17 protein-coding genes are annotated in these 25,761 nt (G+C 40.8%); 13 read left to right on the top strand and 4 right to left on the bottom strand.

The features are described 5' to 3' along the window. The first annotated feature begins 31 nt into the window (after positions 1-31). Together gcvH and gcvP are read left to right on the top strand one after the other, a co-directional pair. Positions 32-412: a glycine cleavage system protein GcvH gene (gcvH, locus tag DYB02_RS24360; RefSeq protein ID WP_005454126.1), complete on the top strand. Its 381-nt coding sequence runs from the start codon at positions 32-34 to the stop codon at positions 410-412. A 128-nt stretch (positions 413-540) separates the two neighbouring features. Next, entirely contained in the window at positions 541-3,405 is a 2,865-nt protein-coding gene (gcvP, locus tag DYB02_RS24355; RefSeq protein WP_029806121.1) for an aminomethyl-transferring glycine dehydrogenase, read from the top strand. 319 nt (positions 3,406-3,724) lie between these two features. Here gcvP and DYB02_RS24350 read toward each other — a convergent pair whose 3' ends face one another. Both DYB02_RS24350 and DYB02_RS24345 read right to left on the bottom strand, forming a co-directional pair. Further along, positions 3,725-5,236 (bottom strand): SEC-C metal-binding domain-containing protein, encoded by a 1,512-nt coding sequence (locus tag DYB02_RS24350; protein WP_021821637.1) that lies wholly within the window; start codon positions 5,234-5,236, stop codon positions 3,725-3,727. A 92-nt stretch (positions 5,237-5,328) separates the two neighbouring features. Beyond that, the gene (locus tag DYB02_RS24345) at positions 5,329-7,347 is read right to left on the bottom strand and encodes an ATP-binding protein (RefSeq protein ID WP_029803950.1); all 2,019 of its coding nucleotides are present in this window, start codon (positions 7,345-7,347) and stop codon (positions 5,329-5,331) included. A 1,027-nt stretch (positions 7,348-8,374) separates the two neighbouring features. Between DYB02_RS24345 and DYB02_RS24335 the strand changes: the two genes are divergently transcribed. The 11 genes from DYB02_RS24335 (at position 8,375) to DYB02_RS24285 (ending at position 23,435) form a co-directional block, all read left to right on the top strand. Beyond that, complete coding sequence (locus tag DYB02_RS24335; protein ID WP_029803948.1) at positions 8,375-9,238, top strand: TnsA endonuclease N-terminal domain-containing protein; 864 nt, start codon at positions 8,375-8,377, stop codon at positions 9,236-9,238. After that, positions 9,228-11,405 carry a TnsB C-terminal domain-containing protein gene (locus DYB02_RS24330; protein ID WP_029803946.1) on the top strand — a complete coding sequence of 726 codons (2,178 nt, stop codon included), beginning with the start codon at positions 9,228-9,230 and terminating at the stop codon, positions 11,403-11,405. Before DYB02_RS24335 ends, DYB02_RS24330 begins: the two co-directional genes overlap by 11 nt. Next, on the top strand, positions 11,395-12,789 hold the full coding sequence (locus tag DYB02_RS24325) for an ATP-binding protein (protein ID WP_029803944.1): 1,395 nt from the start codon (positions 11,395-11,397) through the stop codon (positions 12,787-12,789). The genes DYB02_RS24330 and DYB02_RS24325 overlap by 11 nt, the downstream gene beginning before the upstream one ends. Then, entirely contained in the window at positions 12,782-13,696 is a 915-nt protein-coding gene (locus DYB02_RS24320) for a TniQ family protein (protein WP_029803942.1), read from the top strand. Before DYB02_RS24325 ends, DYB02_RS24320 begins: the two co-directional genes overlap by 8 nt. 4 nt (positions 13,697-13,700) lie before the next feature. Continuing rightward, on the top strand, positions 13,701-15,284 hold the full coding sequence (locus DYB02_RS24315; protein ID WP_029803941.1) for a TnsD family Tn7-like transposition protein: 1,584 nt from the start codon (positions 13,701-13,703) through the stop codon (positions 15,282-15,284). 11 nt (positions 15,285-15,295) lie between these two features. Next, on the top strand, positions 15,296-15,934 hold the full coding sequence (locus DYB02_RS24310) for a hypothetical protein (RefSeq protein WP_021821630.1): 639 nt from the start codon (positions 15,296-15,298) through the stop codon (positions 15,932-15,934). After that, positions 15,931-16,422 carry a hypothetical protein gene (locus tag DYB02_RS26015; RefSeq protein WP_225868829.1) on the top strand — a complete coding sequence of 164 codons (492 nt, stop codon included), beginning with the start codon at positions 15,931-15,933 and terminating at the stop codon, positions 16,420-16,422. Before DYB02_RS24310 ends, DYB02_RS26015 begins: the two co-directional genes overlap by 4 nt. A gap of 207 nt (positions 16,423-16,629) precedes the next feature. Further along, complete coding sequence (locus DYB02_RS24300; protein ID WP_029803937.1) at positions 16,630-18,213, top strand: competence protein CoiA family protein; 1,584 nt, start codon at positions 16,630-16,632, stop codon at positions 18,211-18,213. Between the two features lie 112 nt (positions 18,214-18,325). Continuing rightward, on the top strand, positions 18,326-20,434 hold the full coding sequence (locus tag DYB02_RS24295) for a retron Eco8 family effector endonuclease (RefSeq protein WP_049874807.1): 2,109 nt from the start codon (positions 18,326-18,328) through the stop codon (positions 20,432-20,434). Positions 20,435-20,620: 186 nt separating this feature from the next. Beyond that, a complete protein-coding gene (locus tag DYB02_RS24290) occupies positions 20,621-21,670 on the top strand; it encodes a reverse transcriptase family protein (RefSeq protein ID WP_029803933.1) in 1,050 nt (349 codons plus the stop codon). A 55-nt stretch (positions 21,671-21,725) separates the two neighbouring features. Continuing rightward, on the top strand, positions 21,726-23,435 hold the full coding sequence (locus DYB02_RS24285) for a hypothetical protein (protein ID WP_049874808.1): 1,710 nt from the start codon (positions 21,726-21,728) through the stop codon (positions 23,433-23,435). Between the two features lie 56 nt (positions 23,436-23,491). Here the strand turns inward: DYB02_RS24285 and DYB02_RS24280 are convergent, their stop codons facing one another. Then, the gene (locus DYB02_RS24280) at positions 23,492-24,559 is read right to left on the bottom strand and encodes a DUF3800 domain-containing protein (protein ID WP_021821625.1); all 1,068 of its coding nucleotides are present in this window, start codon (positions 24,557-24,559) and stop codon (positions 23,492-23,494) included. Positions 24,560-25,409: 850 nt separating this feature from the next. Next, positions 25,410-25,649 carry an MbcA/ParS/Xre antitoxin family protein gene (locus DYB02_RS24275; protein ID WP_021821624.1) on the bottom strand — a complete coding sequence of 80 codons (240 nt, stop codon included), beginning with the start codon at positions 25,647-25,649 and terminating at the stop codon, positions 25,410-25,412. Positions 25,650-25,761 lie beyond the last annotated feature (112 nt).

Below are 25,761 nucleotides of genomic sequence, written 5' to 3'. Positions count from 1 at the left end.
AATTCCTGACAAGTTATTTGGAGATTAAGCAATGGACAAAACACTGAAGTTTACAGATAGCCACGAGTGGGTACGTGACAACGGTGACGGCACAGTGACAATCGGTATTTCTGAGCATGCGCAAGAAATGTTGGGTGACGTAGTATTCGTTGACCTACCAGACGTGGAAGATGAAGTAGAAGCTGGCGAAAGCTTCTCTTTGGTTGAGTCTGTAAAAGCGGCTTCAGACATCTACTCACCAGTAACTGGTGAAGTAGTTGAAATCAACGAAGAGCTTGAAGACAGCCCAGAGCTAATCAACGAAGAACCATACGAAGGTGGTTGGATCGTGAAAGTGAAACTTTCTGACCCATCTGAGTTGGATGACTTAAAAGATGCGGAAGAATACCTAAGCTCTATCGAAGAAGAGTAATTAGGATGTTACGAAAGCTGTTCCCTAGCCTGTTTAGAGAGCAGCTTTTTTTCTAGGTTCGGACGTATAATTAAATGAGTCAATTAAGACCATTTCCGATACCCGAGCCAAGGAGTAGGTAAAGGACAATGACTGAATTACTTCAAAGCCTCAGCACACAAAACGAGTTCGTTGGACGCCACAACGGACCAAAACTTTCTGACCAACAAAAAATGTTGGAAGCGATCAACGCAGTTAGCCTAGACGCACTGATCAGCGAAACCGTACCAGCAAACATCCGCCTTGAGCAGCCAATGACGTTGGCAGAAGCGAAAAGCGAAGCGGACATGTTGGCTGCGATGAAACAATTCGCAAAACAAAACCAAGTCAAACGTACATTCATCGGTCAGGGTTACTACAACACGTTCACGCCAAATGTCATTCTGCGTAACGTACTAGAAAACCCAGGCTGGTACACCGCGTACACACCATACCAACCAGAAATTTCTCAAGGCCGTCTGGAATCACTACTGAACTTCCAACAAATGGTTATCGACCTAACCGGTATGGAAATCGCAAACGCGTCTTTGCTTGATGAAGCAACGGCAGCGGCAGAAGCAATGACACTTTGTAAGCGCGCTGGTAAGAGTAAGAGCAACGTATTCTTTGTGGCTGACGACGTGCACCCACAAACCATCGAAGTGGTAAAAACGCGTGCTAAATTCATCGGTTTTGAAGTGCTAGTTGGCTCTTTAGAATCTCTACCAGAGCAAGACGTATTCGGCGCGCTGGTTCAATACCCAAGCACAACGGGTGAAGTTCGTGATCTAACGGACATCATCGCGAAAGCACAAGCAAACAAAACGCTTGTTACTGTTGCGACTGACCTGCTTGCTTCTACCCTATTGAAGCCTGCTGGAGAAATGGGCGCAGACGTCGCAATCGGTTCAGCTCAGCGTTTCGGCGTACCAATGGGTTACGGCGGTCCACACGCGGCATTTATGGCAACTCGTGACAAACATAAACGTACAATGCCAGGCCGTGTTATCGGTGTTTCTATCGATGCGAAAGGCAACCAAGCACTTCGTATGGCTATGCAAACTCGCGAGCAGCACATCCGCCGTGAAAAAGCGACATCAAACATCTGTACCGCTCAAGCGTTACTAGCAAACATGGCGTCTTTCTACGCGGTTTACCACGGCGCACAAGGTCTGCGTACCATTGCTCGTCGTACGCACCACATGACTGCAATTCTTGCTGCTGGCCTAACGAAAGGCGGCTTTGAGCTTGCTCATAACAGCTTCTTCGACACCATCACCATCAACACTGGTGAGAAAACGCAAGATCTGTACACAAAAGCACTCGCAGCAGACATCAACCTACGCGTCCTACCTGGCAAACTAGGCATTAGCTTAGATGAAACAACAACCGTTGCAGATGTCGAAGCACTGTTCGCCGTCTTTGGCGTAAAAGAAGACGTTGCCGCACTATCAACGGAAATTGCTGGTAACGAGTTTGCCGCCATTCCAGAAGCGCTACGTCGCACTTCAGAATACCTAACACACCCAGTGTTCAACACTTACCACAGCGAAACGCAGATGATGCGTTACCTAAAACAGCTTGAAAACAAAGACTTCTCGCTAACGCACGGTATGATCCCACTAGGCAGCTGTACGATGAAGCTAAACGCAGCGGCAGAGATGATCCCAATCACTTGGCCTGAGTTTGGTTCTATCCACCCATTTGCACCAGCAGAACAAGCAGCGGGCTATGCAGCGCTAACGAAAGATCTAAAAGAGAAGCTTTGTGAAATCACAGGCTATGACGCATTCTCACTACAGCCAAACTCTGGCGCATCAGGTGAGTATGCAGGTCTTATCGCGATTCAACGCTACCACGAAAGCCGTGGCGAAGGTCACCGCAACGTATGTTTGATCCCAAGTTCTGCGCACGGTACTAACCCTGCAACCGCATCTATGGTGTCAATGAAAGTTGTGGTTGTTAAGTGTGATGACGAAGGCAACATCGACATCGACGATCTAGCAGAGAAAATCGAGAAGCACAAAGACAACCTATCAAGCATCATGATCACTTACCCTTCTACGCACGGCGTTTACGAAGAGAAAGTGAAAGAAGTGTGTGAAATGGTTCATGCCGCAGGCGGTCAAGTATACTTAGACGGCGCGAACATGAACGCACAGGTAGGTCTAACGTCCCCTGGCTTTATCGGCTCAGACGTTTCTCACCTAAACCTACACAAAACCTTCTGTATCCCTCACGGTGGCGGCGGTCCAGGTATGGGGCCTATCGGCGTTAAATCCCACCTAGCACCTTTCCTACCAGGTCACATCGAGAACGGTGTAGAAGGCGAAGACTTCGCAGTATCAGCTGCAGATTTTGGTAGCGCATCTATCCTACCTATCTCTTGGGCTTACATCGCAATGATGGGTGAAGCAGGCTTATCCAACGCAACCAAGGTCGCGATTCTAAACGCTAACTATGTGATGGAGCGTCTACGCCCTCACTACCCTGTTCTTTACCGTGGCAAAAATGGCCGCGTAGCGCATGAATGTATTATCGACATCCGTCCGCTGAAAGAAGAAACAGGCATTAGCGAAGAAGATATCGCGAAACGTCTAATGGACTACGGTTTCCACGCGCCAACCATGTCGTTCCCAGTTGCTGGCACGCTAATGGTTGAGCCAACGGAATCTGAAGACCTAGCAGAGCTAAACCGCTTCTGTGATGCGATGATTTCTATTCGTGAAGAAATGACGAAAGTGAAAAACGGCGAATGGCCACTAGAGAACAACCCGCTAGTTAATGCGCCACACACGCAAGTTGACCTTTCTGCTGAAGAATGGGATCGCCCATACTCACGCGAACTTGGCTGCTTCCCTTCTAAAGCAACCAAATCTTGGAAATACTGGCCAACAGTAAACCGCGTAGATAACGTTTACGGCGACCGTAACCTAATCTGCTCGTGCCCAAGCATCGATAACTACGAAGATTAATTTTTGTAGAAGCTAAATAGACAAAGGCGAACCGATTGGTTCGCCTTTTTGTTTTTATTGCTGATGTATTAACTCACTTCTGGACAAAACCTTGTCAGTGCCTTCTCTAATTTAGAAAACTACGAATAATCACAGGTATTGGAAAGTTGTTGTGAAGAGCTAGTGCGATGAGCAACATCGCTCCAGATGATCACAGATAACTAAGTTGGAAACTGTGATAACCGAGTTGAAAACCGATAACTAAGTTGGAAACTAACTTGAATAACAAAAGGCGAACCAAATGGTTCGACTTTCTTGTTCTTGATTCGCCTTATGTTTTTCAAGCTGGCATACAGCACTTTTTGTATTTCTTACCTGAACCACATGCACAAGGTTCATTACGCTTTGGTTTTACATTCTTGTAGTTCTTAGGGCTATCTTTGCGTGTGCTTTTCTTTATTGCCTTAAGCCAGTTAGGTCTGTTGAATCCAGTCTTTGCCTTTTTAAGAATCCCCTCTTCTTTTTGAAGCTTTCGAGCTAGTATTTTTTCTTCCGTTTCCAATGGTCTATCGAAGTTAAAACAATAAATATCTTCAGATGTTCTAACTGTGCCATATGTATCAGTAGCAATTAATACAACCTTTGTGATGTGAGGGTGTATTAGTTTAGCTACTAGAGCATACGCGTTACTGAACTGCTGCCTTTCATCTCTATACTCAATATCACTTTGTTCATCATCTCTAGGCAAAAACAGGAAAACGTATAATTTTTTTTCAAAATAATCTGACCGAATTAGCCTAGAGCTTCTCTTGTTCTGAGGTACTTCCATCAATTTATCTGAAAAAGCATGTGATAACTTTGCTCTAGACATACGAGGTTCTATAGCTAGCTCTCTAACAGCTTGTTCATGTGTGCTAAAAGGCTTGTCTGCTGCAATACCGACATTACCCTCAAGAATATGCGAAGAAAAACGCTCTAACAAAGTATCCAGTGTACTGCCTTGTTTAAAGTAGCTTTTGGTAACGGAATAGATATCCGATCTCTTAAACTCATCCCATAATCCATCACATAAAGCCATTCCTAATTTTTTGTCACTCTCTACTGGTGGTGCTATTTTCCCCAAATTGTTTTCTTGCGAAGAATAACGATTTCGTAAGTACGCACATACTATTTCCTCTTCTCCAGTTGCCCAAGATAGCTCCTTGTTCCTGATTACACGTACTTTTTCATCTAAGTAGTGTATGAAATCAGTAATCGTATCAATTTCAGTCAGCACAATATCAAGACTTACTTCATCTAACACATGAATAAATCTTTTATCAGGATATAAATCTCCTATATGAAAAGGTTGTTCCATGCACTTATGAATATCCATATGATACTGTTGAATCAGAGACCCACTGCGACTGTTAAAACTTCGCTTTATGTAGCTAGCTGTATTACACGTAACAGCAATTAAATGTATTTTTTTTATAGAACTTAGCTCTAAAGGGAACTTGCTAGTACACTGTTTGTCCAAGAAAACCCTAGTCGAATGTTGCAATAGCCACTTTTCCGCCCCATATAGCTGCTGTGCAGACTTGGTCACAGCTTTTTTAAACCAACGCTTCCAAGCAACGTCTTCCCCTTTCTCAACACTAAATTTAATGTCTTTATCAGAAAAGATTATTGCAGTATCGCCTGAGACGACTAACAAGTCACAAAGCTCTTTACCCTGCCCATTTTTAGACAGCCCTTCATCTGTATAAACATTTGGATAAGACCATAGCCCAAAGAACTTGGATGAAGTTAGCTTTGCTAAATATCGTTCTCTGGTGGTTACACCATCTTCTTTTACAATTGGTTTTAACATCTTTAGACTACATTAAGTTACTGACAATATTAGCTTTAAGCCAAACATATATCGAAAATTATACATACTATTCAACACTCACATGCTCATTTTCAGGATTCTTCCTCTTGAAGAGTTGAGACTAACGAGACTGACGTTTCACCTTCAAGAGAATCTCTTTTGAGCTTGAGTTTTTCCAGTAAGTAGTGGTTCGATAATTCAAACTCGTCGAAAATAGTTGCCCATGTTTTGACAAACCCTTTAATCCGCCCCTTATCTTGGCTAAATACTAACCCTGGTTCATTTTTCTCTTCAGCAGTCTCAAGTGCAGAAGGAATCTCGAAATCACTATCTGATACTTTTCTTCCCACGAGAATCAACTCAAACTTCATCTTTTGGTCTGAGAAGCCAACATGTTGAGCAATGATCCTTGCGTAGTCCTTTATCTGATTCAAATGCTTTCGATTGAGGGCTACGCTAGGCTTTTTAATTTCAATGATCGTGCATTTAAAATAAGGACGATTGGAAGAGTCGAATGCCATCATTTTACGGGCAAGAAATAAGTCTACTTGTCGCCTCACACCTTCAACATTGAGTCCTTCTTCAAGGTCTTTGTGTTCGAAATCTTCCTCATCTAGAGTATTAATTCCCTTAACGTGGTTTCTCAACTCTACTGCTATTTTCTGAAAATCTGCCTCTTCGGCTCCAATTAATGAATATTGATTTCCGAACAACCACGTGTTCTTTTCAATGATCTGCTGCAAATCAGGTGTTTCAAGCACTTCCTTATAATGCCTAACCATCAATTCTCTCAATTTATAAACCGCCATATCACGTTTTTGAAGCACTTCTATGGTGGCAATCACATTCTCCAAAGATGTTTTCGAGAGCTGGTTAGACAAGGTACTTAGCTTTTCACCCTCAAGTCCTAGAACACACTCTAAAACATCCAGAAGATCATCATTTTCATTTGAAACTAGAACTTTATCTAACAAAGCTATGAGGATTTTCGCTTGTTTAGGTTTTAAGTTTCTAAAAAGAGTTGGGTCAGCTACGTAGATCTCTCGAACAACGCTTTTAATGTTTTTTCGACGCCAAGCTCGTTCGTCATCAGAGAGGTTACTATGCTCTGGAAAGAAGCCCTTGTTTTCGTATAGGGCTATCTGCATTTCAACCTGTTCTATCTGAAACTGCTCATAGATCTCTGAACTAACCTGATAAATTCTTTTTAAAAGCTCCTTATAGATTGGGCTATTAGGGTTAGCTAAAGGCTCATTGGTAAAGTTCAGACTACTAGAATACTTATCAAAAGTGCGAATCCATTTAGAGGATGTGTATGTACTTAAATAGAAATCAGTTTTCTTGTTAAAGCTGCTAAGCTGCCTAAATACAACTCTTCCATCAGAATTGACTAGGTAATTGTACGATTTCTCAACACCTGGTTTATCAAACCAGCGGACAAAAGAAACGTCAAAAGACTCATCCTCTATCTGGAATGTTTTCTTAACCAATTGATTATCAGGGACTTCAACTTCCTCACCATTGAGATATAACTTTCTGTTCTTATTGAGGGCTAATCGCCAGCCAAACTCACACTGAAGCTTAGCGGTAATAACATCTATTGTAGGCAAATTGGTCGTGAAGTTAGAGAGTTGAACATAAGTCCCGTGTGCAGAGTTTTGTAACGCCGCAATCTGCTCTCTTTCTGTCAACTCTGCTGCTCTAAATTCTCTTAAAGTTCCGTTTTGAATTGAGATCTTAGCGTTCTTGCCCTCGCTTCTTTTGGTAAACCAAATAGCATCATTGCATAGAAGATGAAACGCTAAACGTCCACGACCATGGGCTCCTTGTAAATCATCATCATCTTTTTTAGAAGATTCGTAAAACCTAGAAAAGTGTTCATCACAGGAGCCAATATCAATACCAGTGCCATCATCGAGTACCGATACCGACACCAAGCCATCCATTTCACTGTATTCTATATCTACATGGACAGTTTTAGCATTGGCATCAAAACCGTTTGCGACTAATTCAATAACCGACTGTAAAGGAACTTTTTTCCATTTAGTAAAATGTTTACGTATGCCTTGCTCTGTTATCTCAGCCGTGCCAACAAACTCATTATAACTCATTCTGCCAACTACCTAATTTGTCGTTATTTCTCCATGATAACATATGAGTTCTGATGAATATTTGCATGTAATCAAACTTCAATAAGCTTTATTTACACTTAGCAATTCTGGCTATGTGAAAAATGTCCAAGGCTTCAAACTAAATGGTTAAAAGTAAGTCATATTGTGTTGTTATCTAGTTTAAACGTACACAATCTCGATAGAACGCTCCCTCACTATCCTGAAACAACCTTACCTTCCCCTCATTCGTAACCAAGAAGACAACAACAAGCCCAATAACATTGCTATTGTTCACTAAAGATCTTAACCAAAACGTCTCATTACACTCCAAAGGTGCCAGCGCGTCAGCTCCTTCAAAAATGACAAGTGTCTTGCGTCTACAACCTTCCAAAGTAGCAACCAGTTCTCGATTCTCTTCTGCTGCGAAAGCAACTAGTGGGGATTCATACTCATTAAAGTTCAGATTAAAGACATCTATGCCTCTACTCTTGGCTCGGTCTCTACACACATCCAAGTAGCCCTCTGGTGTATGCTCAGTTATCAATGAGCAGATGGTGAGCTCTAGTTCCCATGCCATACTGATAAATCTTTCTGCGCTAACCATAACCAAGCCTAACTAATCATCACACGTTTGTAATATTAGCCTCTTTAAAAAAGATATCTAACTCTGTCGAAAATAAGCAACCTGACCAATAAATTTGCATGTTTTATCAGTTTTTTTTGAGTCAGAGTTCCAAGTGTACGATCCGTGAACAATCCTTTCTTAAAGCAATGAAATATAAAGACATTAGATTCTATATCGATTTATATAAGGAATAATAAATAAGCCTAATGAAAAACTGCAAATTCCATGTATCCCTTCAAATATCACATTGAATTACAAGCTATTCTAATTCAGCTCCCTAAGCTCTAAGTTAATTATATAAGTTATAATAAATCTATTATTTACAGCAACTTAGGCGCGACACCAGTTAGACAAACCCTAGAAAGGCTGCTAACAATATATTAGTAAGTGAGGATTAGGTATATGAAAATAGTTAAGCAACCATACATAACAAACTATGAGCTCAGAAAATTAGAAAAACACTTAAAGAAGATTAAGAATGGTGAGTACGAGCCATATATTACAGTTCGACGTTCAAATAGTGTCGGTCTATCTCATATTGTTTTCAGTCACAAGACGAAACGCTGCCATCACTTATTCAGCTTAGGTGAGCTTGCTCTATTTTTTCATCTTGAGCACGACCCTGAAGTCTTGGATATACAGGAACAATACCCCTTACCGATAAATGAAACTCTCAAGTGGGCTAAATATCTGAATTATCGACACCCTGCTAAATACAAAGAAAGGGATGGTAAAGATATTCCTGCTGCAACCATGACCACGGATTTCGTTGTCACCTTATATGATGCGATGAGAGACCAGCTTGGCATTCAGCCATATAACTATAAACCGAGCTCAGCACTAAACACTGAATTTGAGTCTCCCCAAAAAGTCACACGAACCCAACAAAAGTTCAAAATTGAAGAGATGTACTGGGGGCGTTATAACCATCACCTAACGCAAATAACAGATGAAGACTTAAACCCCAACAAAACATACAACCTTCAATGGCATAGAGAAACCTACCATCATATACGCGAGAGTCGAATCGAAGGCCCACTGTGCGAAGGGATGTTAAACACTCTAACCAGAAGCCTTATAAACGCCCCAGAGAAAACTCTAAAGCAGCATTTGAATCACGCATCATTAGTACACGATGTAACCGAACTTGCTGCGTTGGAGATATTTCAACATCTTGCGTATTCAGGTCAACTAGACGTTGATCTGAATGAGCGCATCGAAGTTTTTCGCCCTGTAATGATGATTTCGCAACACGATGAGAATTAATCAAAAATTAGTCGATGGCAAAAAAGGGCTTGAATATCTTATCGTAGATATTTGCCAAGACCTCGACCTGATTGCTGTCACTCAGCTCAATGTTGAACGCCCTAAAAGGCCTCATACGATTATGCTGAGTGATACGTTGAGCCAAATAGAGCTGGGCAAATGGAAAGTGCTAGAGCATTCCTTTAGCCCTTACCTATACATGTCGGACGAAGAGTTACTGAAGGATAAGAAGCGCAGAAAGTGGTTACAACGCAGAGATAACAGCTTCAACATTATTGCCCCGTTAATCGATAACGACGCACTACGTTACAACTATCTTTTTATCGATAGCAGTTCAATCCTACATCGATTGATAGAAACATCAGGTCGCAGCCGCAGTTATGTAGCAAAAATTTTAAATCGTTACTGGTATTACGGTTCTCACGTCAATGCTCTACTCCCTTTATGGAGAAATTGCGGAACGAATCAGTCTTTACCTGAAGCACCGTCATTTGACCAAGACCCTGAGTTAGGCAAAAGTGGCCCGAAAACCAGATATGGAAGTCCTTATCGTGGAGTCACTCAACAAGACATTAAACATATTCGACGATTTGCTAAAACCATTCCAAACGGTGGCAAAGCTAGGCTGAGTGACTTATACGATCAGTTTACACGCAAGTTCATGTATGCACGTGTTAAACCAATGATTGAAGAAGCACATGAGATAGCTTTACCCGTTCCAAGGGCCAAACTCATTTCACGAAATGCATTTAAATATCATTTTAAGCAAAACGTAGATCAACTTGAATTGATAAGGAAGGCTGTCGGTACGACCAATTTTCAAAAAGACCACCGAGGCCGTGCAGGCCTTGCTCGACAGGGTGTTCGTGGCCCCGCAAGCCGCTATGAAATAGATGCAACAGTCGTTGATCAATACATACGCTACCCCTACGACAAAACCAATCAGTTAGCCACTGGACGCCCTGTGATCTATCTAGTTGTAGATACGTGGTCTGGCATGTTTGTTGGCACTCATGCTTGTTTTCACGGCCCAGATTGGACTGGAGCATCACAAGCCCTTTTCAATGCTTTTACCAACAAAGTCCAGTTTGCTAAACGCTATGGCGTTGAAATTACTGAAAACGAATGGCCGTGCCACCATGTCTGCTCACAGTTAGTCATGGATCGAGGTTCCGAGTATACAGACCGTAACATTGAAAGCATGCTTAAGGGCGAAATTGGCTTATCAATCGCCAGTTTCGCTCCGTATCATCGCGGGGATTGTAAAGGAACTGTCGAGAAAGCGTTTGATATCTTTCATCAAAATGCTGTTCGATTTGTGCCTGGTCAAGTCATGAAAGTGCCCAGCAAGGAAGAGCAACACGCTTCTAGAAAAGCGTCGATGTCCTTCGAAGCATTCATGGAAAAGCTCATAAGGACAATCATTTATACCAATAACAACCGCCTTAGAAAGAACAACCATAACTTCGAGATGTCTCGTGATGATGTTGGTTTCTCTCCTAGAGACTTATATCTCTACGGGCTAGAAGAAATGATGATACCGCCAGCTCAGATACCCGAAGAGCGACTTCGTTTCGCATTGCTACCTGCTGATAAGGCGACTGTGAGAATGGAGGGCGTTTACTTTAAGGGGCTGTATTACAGCGCTAACAAAATCATTCATAAACAGTGGTTAGACAAAGCTCGTAATTTTGGCCGATACACAGTGGAGGTTCGATACGACCAAAATTCAACGAACTTTATTTGGTGTAAAGACCCTGAATCTAACGAACTAATTACTTTAGAACTCACTGACCGCTCTGAAGCGTATCGTAATCAAATTTGGCAATCGACCCTTCATGAAATCGAATTAACCAAACAAAAACAAAGCCTTCATGAAGAACATTCATTCGCTAACAAAATTGAGTTCTTAAACAAACTGGATGAAATCGATAAACAAGCAAAAGCTGACGCTCGATTCTTAAAAACATCGTCAGCAAAGTCTATCCAGACAGGTATCAAAGAACGAAAGAGTATCGTCTCTTCTATTGAACGCAGCAAACAATCTGAACAAATAGCAGCAACGTTAAGTTCCGAAGATAACGCTAGCTCCACTGCTAAAAAGAGTACCCAACACTTGGAAACACCTGATTTTTTTGACTTTGATGATGAACAAGATGATAGCTAATTATATACCTCACCCTAACTCTCAGATGGCAAAAAATCCTCTGATTGAAGCGCTTGGAATGCCATTGCTACCTAAACAATTTATCCAGGCAACAACACTATCTCCTGACATGTTGATTGATGTCAGTTCGCTCCCTACTGAGCATCATGGTTACTACACCAGAACATTCATTGATAACCTATCTGAGTGCTATGTTGTTCAGGATGAAGCCCCACGCCTTTATGACACCGTATTTCGCATGATTGAGCGAGGCTATATCTATCGCAATCCTTTGGTGTATGGCGATATTAAACAATTGCAATTTGCCGACTCTATTGAAATACCTGAAGGGCAAGAGCGCACTCTAAAGCAAACAGCAAATCAGCAGAGTTTTTTGGTAGCGGGCCTATCAGGTCGCGGTAAGTCAGCGATGGTAGAAAGCATCTTGTCAGCAATTCCTCAAGTCATTTCACATCAAGAGTACCAAGGACAAAGGTTCATCTACGAACAAATTGTCTGGCTTAAGATCGATATCCCAACAGCTCGCGGGCAGCGTGCACTACTCTGGAGGATTCTTGAGTCCATCGATTCGGTAACTGGTGAGAATTATTACGAGTCACATCAGAAAAGCTCAGTTACGGCGCTAATGATTGCAGTTCGTAAGGCGCTACTCATCCATGGTGTTGGGATTATTGTTCTAGATGAAGCCCAGAACCTATCTGAAACTCGACAGTACGAGAAAGTCGGTAACAACGAGAACGCCACACTAAAGTTCGTGGAAGAGTTGTTTAACAAGGTTGGTGTACCACTATTACTCGTCGGGACACTATCAACACTCAATCTGTTTTCTAAAGAGATGACTGCCGCTAGGCGAATTGGAAAGACAGGGTCGCTAATCTTAGAGCAATGTGATGTTGAAAGTTCGTTTTGGAAACGCTTCATTAAGCAAATGTGCCCGACACAATTACTTAAGAATCAGACAACTGACATTGATACTCTAACGCGCCATGTTCACTACTTATCAGCAGGGATCCCTGCTATCGCGAGCAGCCTAATAAAGGCCACATTGTCTTATCTGACTTATCTAACACCAAACAATCAAGACCTAAGCATGGCTGCTCTAGACCATGTATTCAAAGAGCAATTTCTCTTGGTCTCAGGCGCATTAACGGCACTAAAGCGTGGTCAATTTTATAAATATGAGGATTGCAATCCTTTATCTCAATTGCACTCGGTTCAACAGGATTTGTTTTCAGAAAGTGGCTCAAATATTGACGGCAACCAAGTCTATAAGCAATCACTTAGAAGCTCTCGTTCTGCCTTAAACCTAACTGAGAAAGACCAAGAAATGCTTGAGAGCTTAACTCCTGAAGCCTTACTAGCGCGGGCTAGAAAGTATGAATAACATCTTGTACCTACTACCGAACGAACACCTAAGAAGCTTCCTTAGCCGAATTCATACCATGTCCCCTTTTGGCACTTTTGCTACTTCAGCAAAACGTGTAGGGCTGGCAAATTTCAGTGCGTCGCCAGTTACAGTCATGTCTGACCTAGACGCCATACTGATGAATATTCTTAATGATGACAATCGTTCGATTTGGCAAATGCATATGCACGGCAACGTCATCAAGTCTTTCCTCAACGAGCGAGAGAAACGCGAACTACCATTGTTTTTGGAAGGAAAGCCATATGACATCGACTTTACACAATCCCAAACGGTACATAATCGTTTGTGGCGTTACTGCAAAGACTGTATTGCTGAAGACTTAGATACTGTTGGTATTTCATATTTTCACCAACATCACCAACTACAGGGTGTTTTTCACTGCTACAAACACGGAACGAGGCTCATTAATAGCTGTTCTTCATGCAGTTACACTGTAAAGAACCTTAGTCGAATGCAAACCCCAACATTAATCTGTCCGAGCTGTGGTTCCAGCATGACAAGTCAGGGAGCGTATTATGATGAAACAATGCTAAAAGTTGAACAGCTTATGTTGGCGTTAAACGATCAAACGCTCACCCTATGCCTTGAATCCGTGCAACAAAATACGTTGGCACACATGGGATTTACGCTTGAGCAAACTGAAACGTTGGCTTTTAAGAAAGCTTGTGGCGATTGGTACAAAGAGATTTTCATGACTCTAGGGAAAGGCGCTCTAGAGCAGTACTTCTCGAACACGAGGAAAGTAAATGATCACATAATTTCTCCTACAATGAGGACAACACGCTTATTTTTATCGACTTCAACAAACAGATTTAGTCCACCACTGATCTACATTCTCATGCTGGTTGCTACAGGACAGTTATAGACGTATGTACCTGCACGAAATAGCTGGAGAAGCTTTTTATAGCCTAGTTGCGCGACACCACGCAGCCTCACCAAGACGCTCGCTACGCGAAAAAAACCGAGATCTCCTAGGGCGCACAGATGTTCGCATTAATCCACAGCTTCATTGCATGCTCAAACAAGTTGCCAAACAGACCTCAATAGACGCGGAAAGGTTGTTGTTTGACGGTACTTGTTTCCCTGTTATCGGCGCTTGCCTTCAAGATAACAAAAGCAAAGCAAGACTTAGATGGCACATGTTGAGCAATGATGGCAGTCACATCGCTGTTTTATCACGTACCACTTCTTCTCGGTTACGGTTTAGCAGCGCACTAAAACTCTGTCCGCAATGCCTTGAGGACGACACATTGAAATGGGGGCATGGTATTTGGCGTACCGTACATCAGTATTACGGTATGTTCGTTTGTCCAAAGCATGCATGTTGGCTGCAATATGCACCGACAGATGCTGATGGTCTTAACAAACGCATTGAACTACCACCAACACCTTACGATAGATGTTTCCATGGTTCTGATCTTTGTTTAGAACGAGCGTTGAGGTTGTCGCAATTCATCAGTAGTTGGCATCCCTATGAATCCGAACGTCGATTCGAGCATATTGCTACACCCTCTCACTCATCTTGGATGAGTAAGGCCCATTTGTTAACTCCGAAAGGACAGATCAGGCAATCAGAAGCAGTCAATCGTCTACAAGACTTTTGGGCTCCTCTATTTGCTGGTGCAAAGCTACTGCCTTCAAAGCTATATCAGTTCAATTTCTTAAGATGCCTTCTCTTAAACGACCACTACAACCATTACATACAGCATGCATTGGTTGGTGCTTTCTTTGCGAAAAACGCCAAGTTTTATCTTCAACAAACTGAGCAGGCATCGAATTATTTTAATCGGGAATCTTATAAACCTCGTGTCTGTCTATCCGAGCTGACCTCAGGAAACTCGCTTCGTTCTATCGCCAAGGCGACAGGATATTCGGTTGGCTTTCTGGCAGCCATGGCGCAACGCAATGGGATCTCAATCAAGCATCGATTTAAAAGACTCAGCGACGCACCAATCGACCAAATATTAAGACTAGCTTTCCGAGGGATCCATAGACGAGATATCGCCAAATTATGCGGTGTTAGCGTTAGTACCGTAGAACAGAAAATTAATTCGACGTCAGGATTAGCCGCTTGGAGAAAACGGCTCTGGTTCTGCCAAAAACGAAATCAATATCGCCAAAGCCTTAAGTCAATCATTTCCCAAAACCCAACATTAACTCGAACAGAGATTAAACATTCGAACAGTTGCTACATGTGGCTATTTCGAAATGACAAAGATTGGCTAAACCAGCACTTACCAAAACGAGAGCCTGCTAAGTTCCATAAATCTATTGATTGGAATCAGGTAGATAAAAAGCTGGCTAAACAAATTAAGCAATACGTAAAGAAGGCTAATTCGGTGTCACACGTCGAAAGACAAGTGAACACACAACACTCGTTAATCAAAAACAGAAAACGCCTACCCCTTTCGATTAGGCAAGCGGAAAAAATCGTCACAAAATCCAAAAATTAGGAACAATTACTATGAAATTTCTCGGTACATTCAAACAAATTTTCGAGGCACACGAAGTTAAACCTCACTTACATGACATCGCGATGTTTGTGACTCTTAATAATACAAGGCTCTATCCGAGAGAGCAGTTTGATGAAAATGGAGACATTCATCCGTACCTAGCACCACGTCTTGACCTGATTAAGATCATCAAACAAGAAAACGCAGTTAAGTGGTTCTTTACAGATAGAACTTATAAAGTTCGGGATTACAAAGTGGGCCCTGCCAACAGAGATTACATTAAGAATAGGTTTAAGTATGACCTAAAATTTGTAGATCAATTCGAGCAAGATCAGAGCTTTGTCACAGCTAGCCCTGAAGCACTACTCCGAAAAAATGACGACGGAAAGTTATTCAATATCTTCTGTGAATACATGCTCACTGTAAATGATGTCATCTTGGAGGCGAAGGAGTTCACAATTGTTGAAATGTGGGGATTCTTAATAGAAGTCGGTCATATTTATTCCCAAACAGAAGCGAACATAGAGAAGCGAAGACGCCACCAAGAAGTTATCGCCGAATGTAACAAATTGGAAGATGGCCGAGACTCAAACGACGAAAATGAATCGTATGATGACCAAGGCAATGAGCTATATGAGGAACGCTTATGAATAAGCTCGAAACTAAGCGATTAAAAGCTATTGTCTCGCTTCTCAACGATCTAGAACTAATTTCTCATGAGGAATTACCCGAAGAGCAGCACGACGCTCTTTGTATCAATGTGAACGGCTGGAGGTACTACCCGTCCTTTCAGTTCGATGAGCATTTTAATCTTATAAATAATCTCAGAAACAATCTTAGTCTCATGCGAGAAGGCCGAGACGACACTGATATTCTACTTTGGATGGTCTCCGAGAAATCGGTATTGGTGGAGCGAGCAGTGGCTCCACCAGCATTAGTTTCCAAGTACTTAGATAACAGCGACTTAGAGGGCTACGAGAGATTGGTCTCAGCAGAAGCGCGAAGTCATAAATACTTAACCGCCAAACCCTGTGACTTGATTGATGACCCTTTGTTTGAGTTGTTCCTTGAGGACTGGTTAAGGCCTGACGAAAGAGTAATCAGAACTAAGATTGTGCAATTTCCATTTAGGATATAGACAAACAAATAGTTGGTTCTCCATCCATTAGAGATAGCAAAGAACATCTTCCCAGAACTTATGCATTGCAACCATAACTGATTTCCAAGCTCAATACCTCTAAAACTTGAGGCCAACACTAGTAACTTGCTCTATTTTCACTTAGCTTATCATATTGATTTAATGGGCTTTGGTTGGCTCATCGCCTTCGAGTTGAGAGGAGTGGCGATGCTAGAATATGCGTTACATAGCGATTCAAATACCTTAAGGCATGTTGATTCGGTCGAGAATGGCTTAAAGTGCAATTGCGTATGCTCTGGTTGTGGAGATCGCTTAGTAGCTAAAAACAATGGAACTAGTGGTACAAGACATCATTTTGCACATGATTCGAAAGACGAAAACAGTAACTGCTTAATGACCCAACTCCACTTAGTCGCACAACACTTTTTTCTTGAATCGCAGCCCCTTTATCTTCCGCCAGCATCCTTTGAATACAAAGGACAAACACTGAGCCAATGCGAAGTATCAACAAATGTTCGGGGTGGAAACCTAGAAGTACGCTTAGACCGCTATATCGCAGATGTACTTCTCGAAACCGAACTCGGTGACATAGTGATCGAAGTATTCGTCACACATGAAAATGAAGCTGAAAAAATAACCTACTATCAACAGAATAAAATCCCTTCAATAGAGTTTGATTTAAGTGCCTACCTTAATCGCAACATTGATGAAGCACTCTCAGATCTAAAAGCGAAAAAAGTGCCTTACAAATGGCTTTACGAATGGTGCCGAGAACAACTCATTGATAAGCACGAGCAGTTTCTGGAGCATGAAGCAGAACGTATCAAGAAAAAACGTCTTCGTAGTGCAAAAGACTCGGCTAGAAAATTTATTAAAGGTAACTACATTTTGTTACCTAGCTTAACTCAAGAGTTTAAATGCCAGATTGACAGACACACATATAGTGAAGAGGTCACTATTTATTCTCGCTCTGAACAGCATGTAGACAACGTTAGCCAAGTAAAGCAGACGGAGGAATACCTTTTGCTTCAGGCGATACGAGGTGACAACCACATCTGGATTGCGTTTCTATTAGAGGATTGTTTACCTGCCGATATCGCTGATCTTAATGGAAGCGTTGTTATCCGCACTCCAGCAACATCTGAGAACAATCGGGCTACCTGGAAATGGTTGAAGTACCCAAAATTAATGCCGAAAGTTGAAAGGTCTCAACAAAACTTTTTAAAGGAATCGAACAATAAGGCTAAGAAGGCTAGAACAACAAAAGACGCTGTAAGACAAGCTAAAACCAACTCCGAACTTTATCTACTTTCAAAAGATAACTTGTTCAAAAGAGACTACTCCAGATGGTCGAAGTGGATGACACTGAATCAGTTATTTCTGCCTAGCCCTGCTAGGAAACATCCGAAGTTACCTCATGCTCTTAATTATATACGAAGCTATCCGTGCCTCTGGGCGTTTGACACTTGGCACATTCTAACCTTGAGTCTACTAGCTGAAATAGTCGACAGGAAGCCCAAAGACGCCAAAATTTTTTATGACAATCTGTTCAATGAGTTAGTGACACTTACAGGATTGCACAAGGATTTTTATGACATTGAGCGGCGCATTGCTCCACATGCTGTTGATGCTGATTCTAAGTCACTTGTGATTCGCTCTGGGATAATCGAAGAAGCTCTTAGACCCTATGCCAATGTCGGTGTTATCTATCGCTTAGAAGGTGGATTTAAGCGCATAGGATCACTAATGGAAGCTATTGATTTGGACTCTTACATAAGTGTCAATCGATAGCTTTAAAAAGTGTTGTACAAACAAACTCCTGTCTCTGGTCAAAGAGCTAATTGACCTACCAAACTAAACTCAATAAAATCACTTGCTTATACGCCCTGTTAATAAGCATCCTATGTCCGTATCATCGATCAAGATTAATAATCTACTTTCATTTCAAGAGCTCGATCTAAAAAGCATAAATGACATAAACTGTTTCGTTGGTACAAACAACGCAGGAAAGTCCAACCTATTCAAGATAATCAAATACTTCTACAGTCAAATCGAAGGGGAAAGAATTCTTTCTCCTACTTTAAACTCAAACTACAGCCCTTATGGTGAGATTGAAATTGAGTTTGATCTCTCTAGAATTAGAAAGATTGTTACAGCTTCTCGTAGCAACGCACAGCAAAGTCCTTTCTTCAAGCACATCTATTCTACGATGTTCAATAAAGAAGCAGATATGTTTGGCTTCCTTTTCAATAAAAAACGTCCAAAAGACAAGGCAGATTTAGGTGAAAAATTCAAGCTTGGTCTGATTGTAAATAAAGATGGAACTTCATTTTGGAAGAACGGAAATCCACAGATTAGAAGCTTGATTTCTTACCTTTTCCCATTCTTTGCTATCGATGCTAGACACATAAACCTCCATGAATGGGACGATTTATGGAATCTAATAGCAAGAATCAAATCCTTCAAAGTCAGTGAGATAACTCCAGAAGATGTAAGCTCATACGTTGATGAACAAATATCTCCAGGTCAAGGAGAGTTTTTATCGCTGATCGATATAATAAACACTAAAAACAACATCATAGATTACAGTCACAAAGAAAAGATTATCAGTCTAGTGAAAGCAAGTCTTCCAGGAGATCAGTTCTACAGCTCAGGCGAGTTTGCAGAGAAGCAATCCGATGGAACTAACTCATTCAACTTTATTGATAGCGCGTTAACATTACTTATCTGGATCACCAGAAGAGAATACATCTCCCCGATCATATTCATTGACGAACCTGAAGTAGGTTTACATCCAAAACGTTGCGAGTACTTAGTAAATAGAATCTATGATAACTTCCATGAGTCTTCGATTTCCGCATCAGGACGAAAGGTAAACACCCCTTTCCCCAAGATATTTATAACAACCCACTCGCCAAATATTGTAAAAGAAGTAATACGAAAATTTGATAAGAAGCAGAACATTTACCATGTTGCTATGCTTGGGTCTGGTGTGAGAGAAGGAACTAAGATTACCGAGTTGAACTCAAAGTATGATGATATCAGATTCCTAAACAAATTTAGCGACAACGAAGCTCGACTGTTTTTTAGCCAACACATATTGTTTGTTGAAGGCGCAACCGAGAGGGAACTTCTATCAAACGTCAAGTTATCAAACCTTTATCCAAATCTAACTTACTCTGACGTTTATGCAGGAGGAAGCGACAACGTACTGTCTGAGGCAATTAACCCTGGTAAGACAAACGCTTCCATCCCTTATCTCTTTATCTATGACGTAGACAAAGCTTTTGAGTTTATAGCGACTAACAACCCAAATGAGCTTGAAGTTAAGTTTAAAGATTCAATCAGTTTAATTGGACTGAGTGAGAACTCACTAAAAGAAGAAAGAAACCAACTTAACTTAGGTTACAGTAAATCTCATAAGAAGCGCAGAGAACAAGTTGAAAAACTACTGTCATTCCAAAAGAGGAAGTTGACACTCGATCATAATAGGACAACATTCAAAGAACTCTCCGCATATCAGACAATGCGTAGCATTACCCAAGAATACTTAAAGACAAAAAATGTAGTTTTGCTTGACAGCACAGTTGAAGGGTTGCTCATATCCAAAGCTTCAAAAGTCTTATTTTACAAATGGCTATATGAAGAAAAGAACGTTGATGTTTTTAAGTTAGAGTATCGAATTAAGAACAAAAACCTATACCAGGACAAAACGCTCGCGAAACTGAATGAAGATAGTTTGTTTCAGTGTGTATCTCAAATCTATCACGTCAAATGCAATAGCCAGATAAAAATCAACAAAAACAATCAACTAGCTAAGATCAAAACATTCATAGAGAATCAAACAGGAATAAAACCGCCCACCAAAACTAGTGGATGGGTTACATCTTTCTTGGATTATGCGATAGAAGACCTAGATTCCAAGCTAGTTGACAAGTCTTTGTTACGTAGGGAATTTTCTTTACATTTCCCTAAACTACATGATATTTTGACTTCCGTTGAAATTCGATAGTTACTTGAGGTCACTTCGGTGAAAGTCGGCAACGCTTCATAGCCATCCTCTCTTTATGGGATACTTCATTCATATCCCATAAAGCTGTAGAATGTGTTAACAGCCTCTAAATTACCTTCACATATTACTCGTGTAAGCTGCGGATTACAGGTCACATGTGAATCTTTGTTTTGTATCGGATCAGACATGAAAACCAACAAAATCAAGCTCCCAGCTAGTCTGGGAGCTTTTCTTAACGAAAACTCAGACACTGCTGTTAAAGAACGAAAAATAAAAGGTAATTACTTTTATTCTGTCGATGACTCCGTATTAGACAAGCACCAAACACTAGCTAAAATCCTAAGTGAGGCAATCCCTAAAAATAGCGCTAGTAAAGGGTTTAGTGCTGATTGCTCGTACCTTGACTTTTTGAAACCTCATACCCCCTCTCGCTTTTTTTTACGAATGGACATTTCTAGCTTCTTTCATTCGATTCCAGTAGAGCAAATCGCAAACAAGCTAAAACCTTACTTCGATAATAACGCCGACAATGAGAGCCATGCTGTGAGTGTGGATTCCATTCTAAAAAAAGTAACTTACAAAGTTCCCGAAACCTCAAGTAACAAGAAAATTTTAGGTGAAACGATTCTACCAATGGGCTTTCCGTGCTCCCCTACCTTATCGAACTTGTTTTTTCGCCCCTTAGATATAGTGATTCAATCCTACTGTTTAGAGCATGACGTTATATATACTCGTTATGCAGACGATATGCTGTTTTCTTCGAAATACAATCAAACGATTGGTAGTGGTGATGTAGAAACATTCATTAAAAGACTGATGAATAAAAATTCACTATTGATCAATACGAAAAAAACACTCTATACCGAAGGCCATATTTCTTTAAATGGGTATGTTATAGATTCTAATGGAGGATGTATCAGGCTGTCTAACTCCAAACTTTTAACTATCAACAAATTAACAAAAATGCTCATAGTTCAGAAAGTTAGCTTAAGGCACGTCGCGGAATCTCTCTTTGGAATGAATATACGTAATCTCCCTTACGAGAATGCGAATACAAACGCGTTTTTTGAAAAAAAATGTCGAAAGATAGTTCTTGATAAAGTTAGAGGCTTTCGCTCTCACATAATTGGCGTTAAAAAGCATGGAATTGCGACTTCAAGTATCAGTGCCGAATCTGTTAAAAAATATGAAAAAATAATCGAACGTTTAGAAAAAATAATCTTACAGCACGGGTAAACGCCTGATTGCGTTCATCTATTAGTTATCAGAAAATTTGTATCAAGATAATCATATGAAAATCCAAGACTTAGTAAAATCTATACTCCCAAGCTATGATGACCCTTATGTAAAGCAACACAATGCAAACACTGAGTTTGTTCCATCCTCCAGCTCTACAGAAAATATCTTGCATGATCTCATCTGGCCGATGACAAGCTTCCACATCATTAGCAATATCCTTGATACTAACGACTCCTATCAACGCATAGTGGCTAGCTTAGGCGACAAGTGTTGGGATAAATCAGATCACAGGGAAGCCAAGGGTCTAGGTGAAGGTTGGGCTAAATATCTAAACTCAAAGGGAAAGGAACCTTTACCTAGTGAGATTCACGAACTCCTCTATAATGTTTTTAAACAAAGACGTATTCCCGCTCCTGAGTTAGAACTAAACGTCCTGCTGGACGAGCAAGAGTTCATGTTAAGTGCTCTAAAGCTGTTACTTGCCAGTGATCACTGTTCAAAACACATAAAAAAACAACTTAGCCGCAAAAACAATAACCTTATTGAACTATATGTTAATAGACTCAAACAGCAAGGCGATCTTGCTACACTCTCTACTGGTAGTATTAACGGCGGTACGGTGCATCATAAGACAATGACACCTCAGTCAGGCATTTCCTTGAATAGCCTCACTCATTCACTGGCTTACGTTAAACCAGGAATTGAGTGCTACACCCTAAAAGGTAGAAAATCACAGAATAAGGGTATATATAATGTGCTCATTCTTCCCTGGCCCCTAAAAATTAGAAGAAGTAACTTCAAAATCGATGAACACCCACCACTAAAAATGGATGATACAAAATTTGGTTTTTTTTCATATGAAAACAAAAACCAGATTACTCCAGAAATGATTATCTATGGCATTAGAGCTGCCATAAAGGAAACAGGATACCCTGACCTGGTGGTTATACCTGAATGTGCAATCGACTCTGAACACTCGTCATTGATTAAGAGTCAATTGGAAGAACTCTTAACGCAACTAGAAATACCTAAACCAGTACTAATATATGGTGCATATAAGCCAAGTCAGCCCGACGAGTTTGGTGCAAACTACCTAGAGCTGTCCTATGTCGACGATTTCTCTGGTAATTATGTCTACAAAGATCAGCCTAAACACCATCGTTGGGCATTAGATAGAAATCAAATAATAAACTACAAACTCGGAACCATTCTTAACCCTAGTAAAAAGTGGTGGGAGAACTGTACGATAGATTCAAGAAAAATCCTGTCATACGTTGATGATAACATCCATATCTGCCCTTTAATTTGTGAAGATTTAGCTCGACAAGACCCAATAGCTCCCGTAGTCAGAGCACTAGGCCCTAGTCTTGTTGTCGCATTATTATTGGATGGCCCTCAGATTTCCGCTAGATGGCCAGGGAAGTATGCGAGCGTCCTATCAGAAGATCCTGGTTCAAGTGTACTATCAATATCTCCTTATGGAATGACACAGCGCTCTACGGGAGGGAACTTTCCTCCAAGTTCTGAAGTAGCTCTTTGGAGTGATAACTTCCGAACAATTCCATTAGAGCTTGAAGATGATTGTATAGGTATATCACTGGTGTTAGAAAAAGCAGTGTTAGATCAGTGGTCAGCAGATGGTGGAAGAAGTCCTAAAGATATTTTTAAGTATGCAGGGCACCTCAGCGTGGGTTGTTCAACCGAGCTAGACAAAATCACTACTCAAAAAGAAGAACCCGCTGAAAAAGCGGAACTCGTATAATGAGACATGAGCAGCGCTTTTTGCTAGGTAATTAAGTGCTGCTCATATGTGCAAACTTAAGTTCCCGCAGCTTTCAAGAATTCAGCTACAGTATCGGCAGTATTTAATCCCCCGTTATGAACCGTGCCTAACTCTTTTGGGGTAACCTTTTGCGTAGGCCATATTACATTAGGTGTTAACAAACGACTTAAATTCAGACCGTCTAACTCCTTAAAGAAATAGTCTTCAGTTTCACCAGAAGCAATGCCTGCGGCCCAGTAAGCTACCGAGCTAGCAATAATATCTGCAACTTGAAGTTGTGGATATTGTGTTGAGTCACCAAACTGCAAGCTTCTAGCCTTTAATGGTAAGTTAAACGTACGGCGATCATAGCCAATTTCTATATCATCTTGTGTCCAGTCCATGAATTTCGCATACAAGTCAGCCTTTTGAGAGATAGCGTGCGAATCGTCATGAACGATGTGAAAACCTTTAGGATGGAGTTTTCCCCATGTAACACACTGGCAAAAGAGTGACGGTATTGAAGGGTCTAGCGCGGATTTATCTATCCCTGCTAAGGATTCATCAATATAGCCTTTAGTTCGGTACAGTAATACAAATAAAAACTCCAACCTAAACTCGTCGTCTGAACAGCTTTCCATGAGAAGTTCTATTGATTGGTAAAACCTATCAATAGACTCTTGTGTCTGTTCTCTTATCATAAATACAAAAGAACGATAAAACCCCTCGACATGAACGCCATCACAGTATAGTGGCAAACACATATATAGCAGGTTTGAAAGCCCTATGTTTCCTCCATTTTCATAAAGATCAATACCTTCTGTATACAGCACAGGCTCAACAATCAAATCTACTATTTTGGTGACAACCATGTAGCGTTTATGCATTAATTCTATACTGACAGTATCGCAACTAACTAATGAATGTTTTAACAACCTAACGATGCCGTCCTGTCCTGCTTTCCGACGTTTCAGAACTTTGAAATGAGCTTCTTTTGGTGACTTCGAGTTCAATAGGCTCAGCAGTCTCTTAGCCTGATTTTCATCAAACTTACATGCTGCGAGTGTGAAAATCGTTTGGTTGTCATCAAGAATATTAGAGCCCGTATTTCCTGATTCGTCCATGTATAGAGAGGGGACTATTAACTTTTGGCATTCTATCTTCGCAGCTTGATCCCTTGCTTTTTCCGCTAGACGTCTTTTTTCGCTACCCTTTTATCTTTGCTATTTTTACTCATAAGTCTCCCTATTGCTCATTTGAATTAACAATAGAGAGTATCAACATTTTCAAATTCTATATATGAAATGAATTAAATATTAATCACGCTTAGCCTTTAAAACTTCAACTTTGTACATTGACCTATGTGTAAGGCGTGAATCTCAGCATAAGAGTGTTTAAGTCTACAGGCTCGTATAATTGGTTCGCAAAGTACGGTTCGGGTTTTACGAACTGAACAATCACTCTAAACGAGAGAATTCTATTGAAGAGAGAGTTTTCAACTTAGTTAACCAAACCTGCTGGCTTCATTCGCCATTAAGCGGTGGAGTTTGCAACTTGGTTATTTTTGAGGAGTATTCCAGATGGCTGATTTAGAAAGCTGGCGAGTTTCCATCTTAGTTATCTGTGATCAGTATGTGCTAGAGTATCTAAATTTTAGACAAAGTATCTAAAAAATAGACAAACTGCCCTTTTTAGATGAAATCCGAGCTCGGTGGATTCAAAAAATAGACAAACTTCGGTTTGTCTATTTTTTTGTTGTCTTTAACACTTTTCCCATTCAAGGTTAGCTGATAATTACTTAGTAAAACATTGAGTATATAATCACTTAAGGTGGTAAATCCTCACGCGTGAATGGCAATGATTTACTCTTGGTAAATACTCAGGCGTTACCGCTTCCTAGCTAGTCGTGACTTGAGCAAAGAGCTTGCAGGCTGTAACTAACTCATATCAGTGCAGATAAAAATCATCGTATACTTATGAAAAATCCCCATACTTGAGTCTATTCACTATATCTAAGACTGACTCTACATCGCCTTGTTGCAGAACTTCAATTGGGGTTAAGCCTTGTAGTGCAGGAACAGATGAGGTTAACCACTCGTTTGCCATTTCCTCTGAACGAAAAACATCTTCGATTTCAGACTGTAAAGTTGGGAATTTCGAAAGAACTGATTTAACTTCAATCAGCTCTTTTTCCGACAACTGTTTGATACTCATACCCTAACTCTCAATTTAAAAATGCTATTAGATAACTAATAGCATTGTTGAAAATGACCGAGAAGCAAACACTCGAAGTATTTTTTGTACTCTTTTCCTCACTAGTATCCCA

The organism is Vibrio parahaemolyticus (assembly GCF_900460535.1).
Lineage (GTDB): Bacteria > Pseudomonadota > Gammaproteobacteria > Enterobacterales > Vibrionaceae > Vibrio > Vibrio parahaemolyticus.
This window is presented reverse-complemented; position numbering and strand designations above follow the sequence as displayed.

Coding starts and splice junctions, on each gene's coding strand:
- DYB02_RS24300 (WP_029803937.1), top strand. CDS start 16,630: ATGCTAGAATATGCGTTACATAGCGATTCAAATACCTTAAGGCATGTT.
- DYB02_RS24350 (WP_021821637.1), bottom strand. CDS start 5,236: ATGTTAAAACCAATTGTAAAAGAAGATGGTGTAACCACCAGAGAACGA.
- DYB02_RS24280 (WP_021821625.1), bottom strand. CDS start 24,559: ATGGACGAATCAGGAAATACGGGCTCTAATATTCTTGATGACAACCAA.
- DYB02_RS24320 (WP_029803942.1), top strand. CDS start 12,782: ATGAATAACATCTTGTACCTACTACCGAACGAACACCTAAGAAGCTTC.
- gcvH (WP_005454126.1), top strand. CDS start 32: ATGGACAAAACACTGAAGTTTACAGATAGCCACGAGTGGGTACGTGAC.
- DYB02_RS24285 (WP_049874808.1), top strand. CDS start 21,726: ATGAAAATCCAAGACTTAGTAAAATCTATACTCCCAAGCTATGATGAC.
- gcvP (WP_029806121.1), top strand. CDS start 541: ATGACTGAATTACTTCAAAGCCTCAGCACACAAAACGAGTTCGTTGGA.
- DYB02_RS24275 (WP_021821624.1), bottom strand. CDS start 25,649: ATGAGTATCAAACAGTTGTCGGAAAAAGAGCTGATTGAAGTTAAATCA.
- DYB02_RS24315 (WP_029803941.1), top strand. CDS start 13,701: ATGTACCTGCACGAAATAGCTGGAGAAGCTTTTTATAGCCTAGTTGCG.
- DYB02_RS24295 (WP_049874807.1), top strand. CDS start 18,326: ATGTCCGTATCATCGATCAAGATTAATAATCTACTTTCATTTCAAGAG.
- DYB02_RS24325 (WP_029803944.1), top strand. CDS start 11,395: ATGATAGCTAATTATATACCTCACCCTAACTCTCAGATGGCAAAAAAT.
- DYB02_RS24310 (WP_021821630.1), top strand. CDS start 15,296: ATGAAATTTCTCGGTACATTCAAACAAATTTTCGAGGCACACGAAGTT.
- DYB02_RS24345 (WP_029803950.1), bottom strand. CDS start 7,347: ATGAGTTATAATGAGTTTGTTGGCACGGCTGAGATAACAGAGCAAGGC.
- DYB02_RS26015 (WP_225868829.1), top strand. CDS start 15,931: ATGAATAAGCTCGAAACTAAGCGATTAAAAGCTATTGTCTCGCTTCTC.
- DYB02_RS24335 (WP_029803948.1), top strand. CDS start 8,375: ATGAAAATAGTTAAGCAACCATACATAACAAACTATGAGCTCAGAAAA.
- DYB02_RS24330 (WP_029803946.1), top strand. CDS start 9,228: ATGAGAATTAATCAAAAATTAGTCGATGGCAAAAAAGGGCTTGAATAT.
- DYB02_RS24290 (WP_029803933.1), top strand. CDS start 20,621: ATGAAAACCAACAAAATCAAGCTCCCAGCTAGTCTGGGAGCTTTTCTT.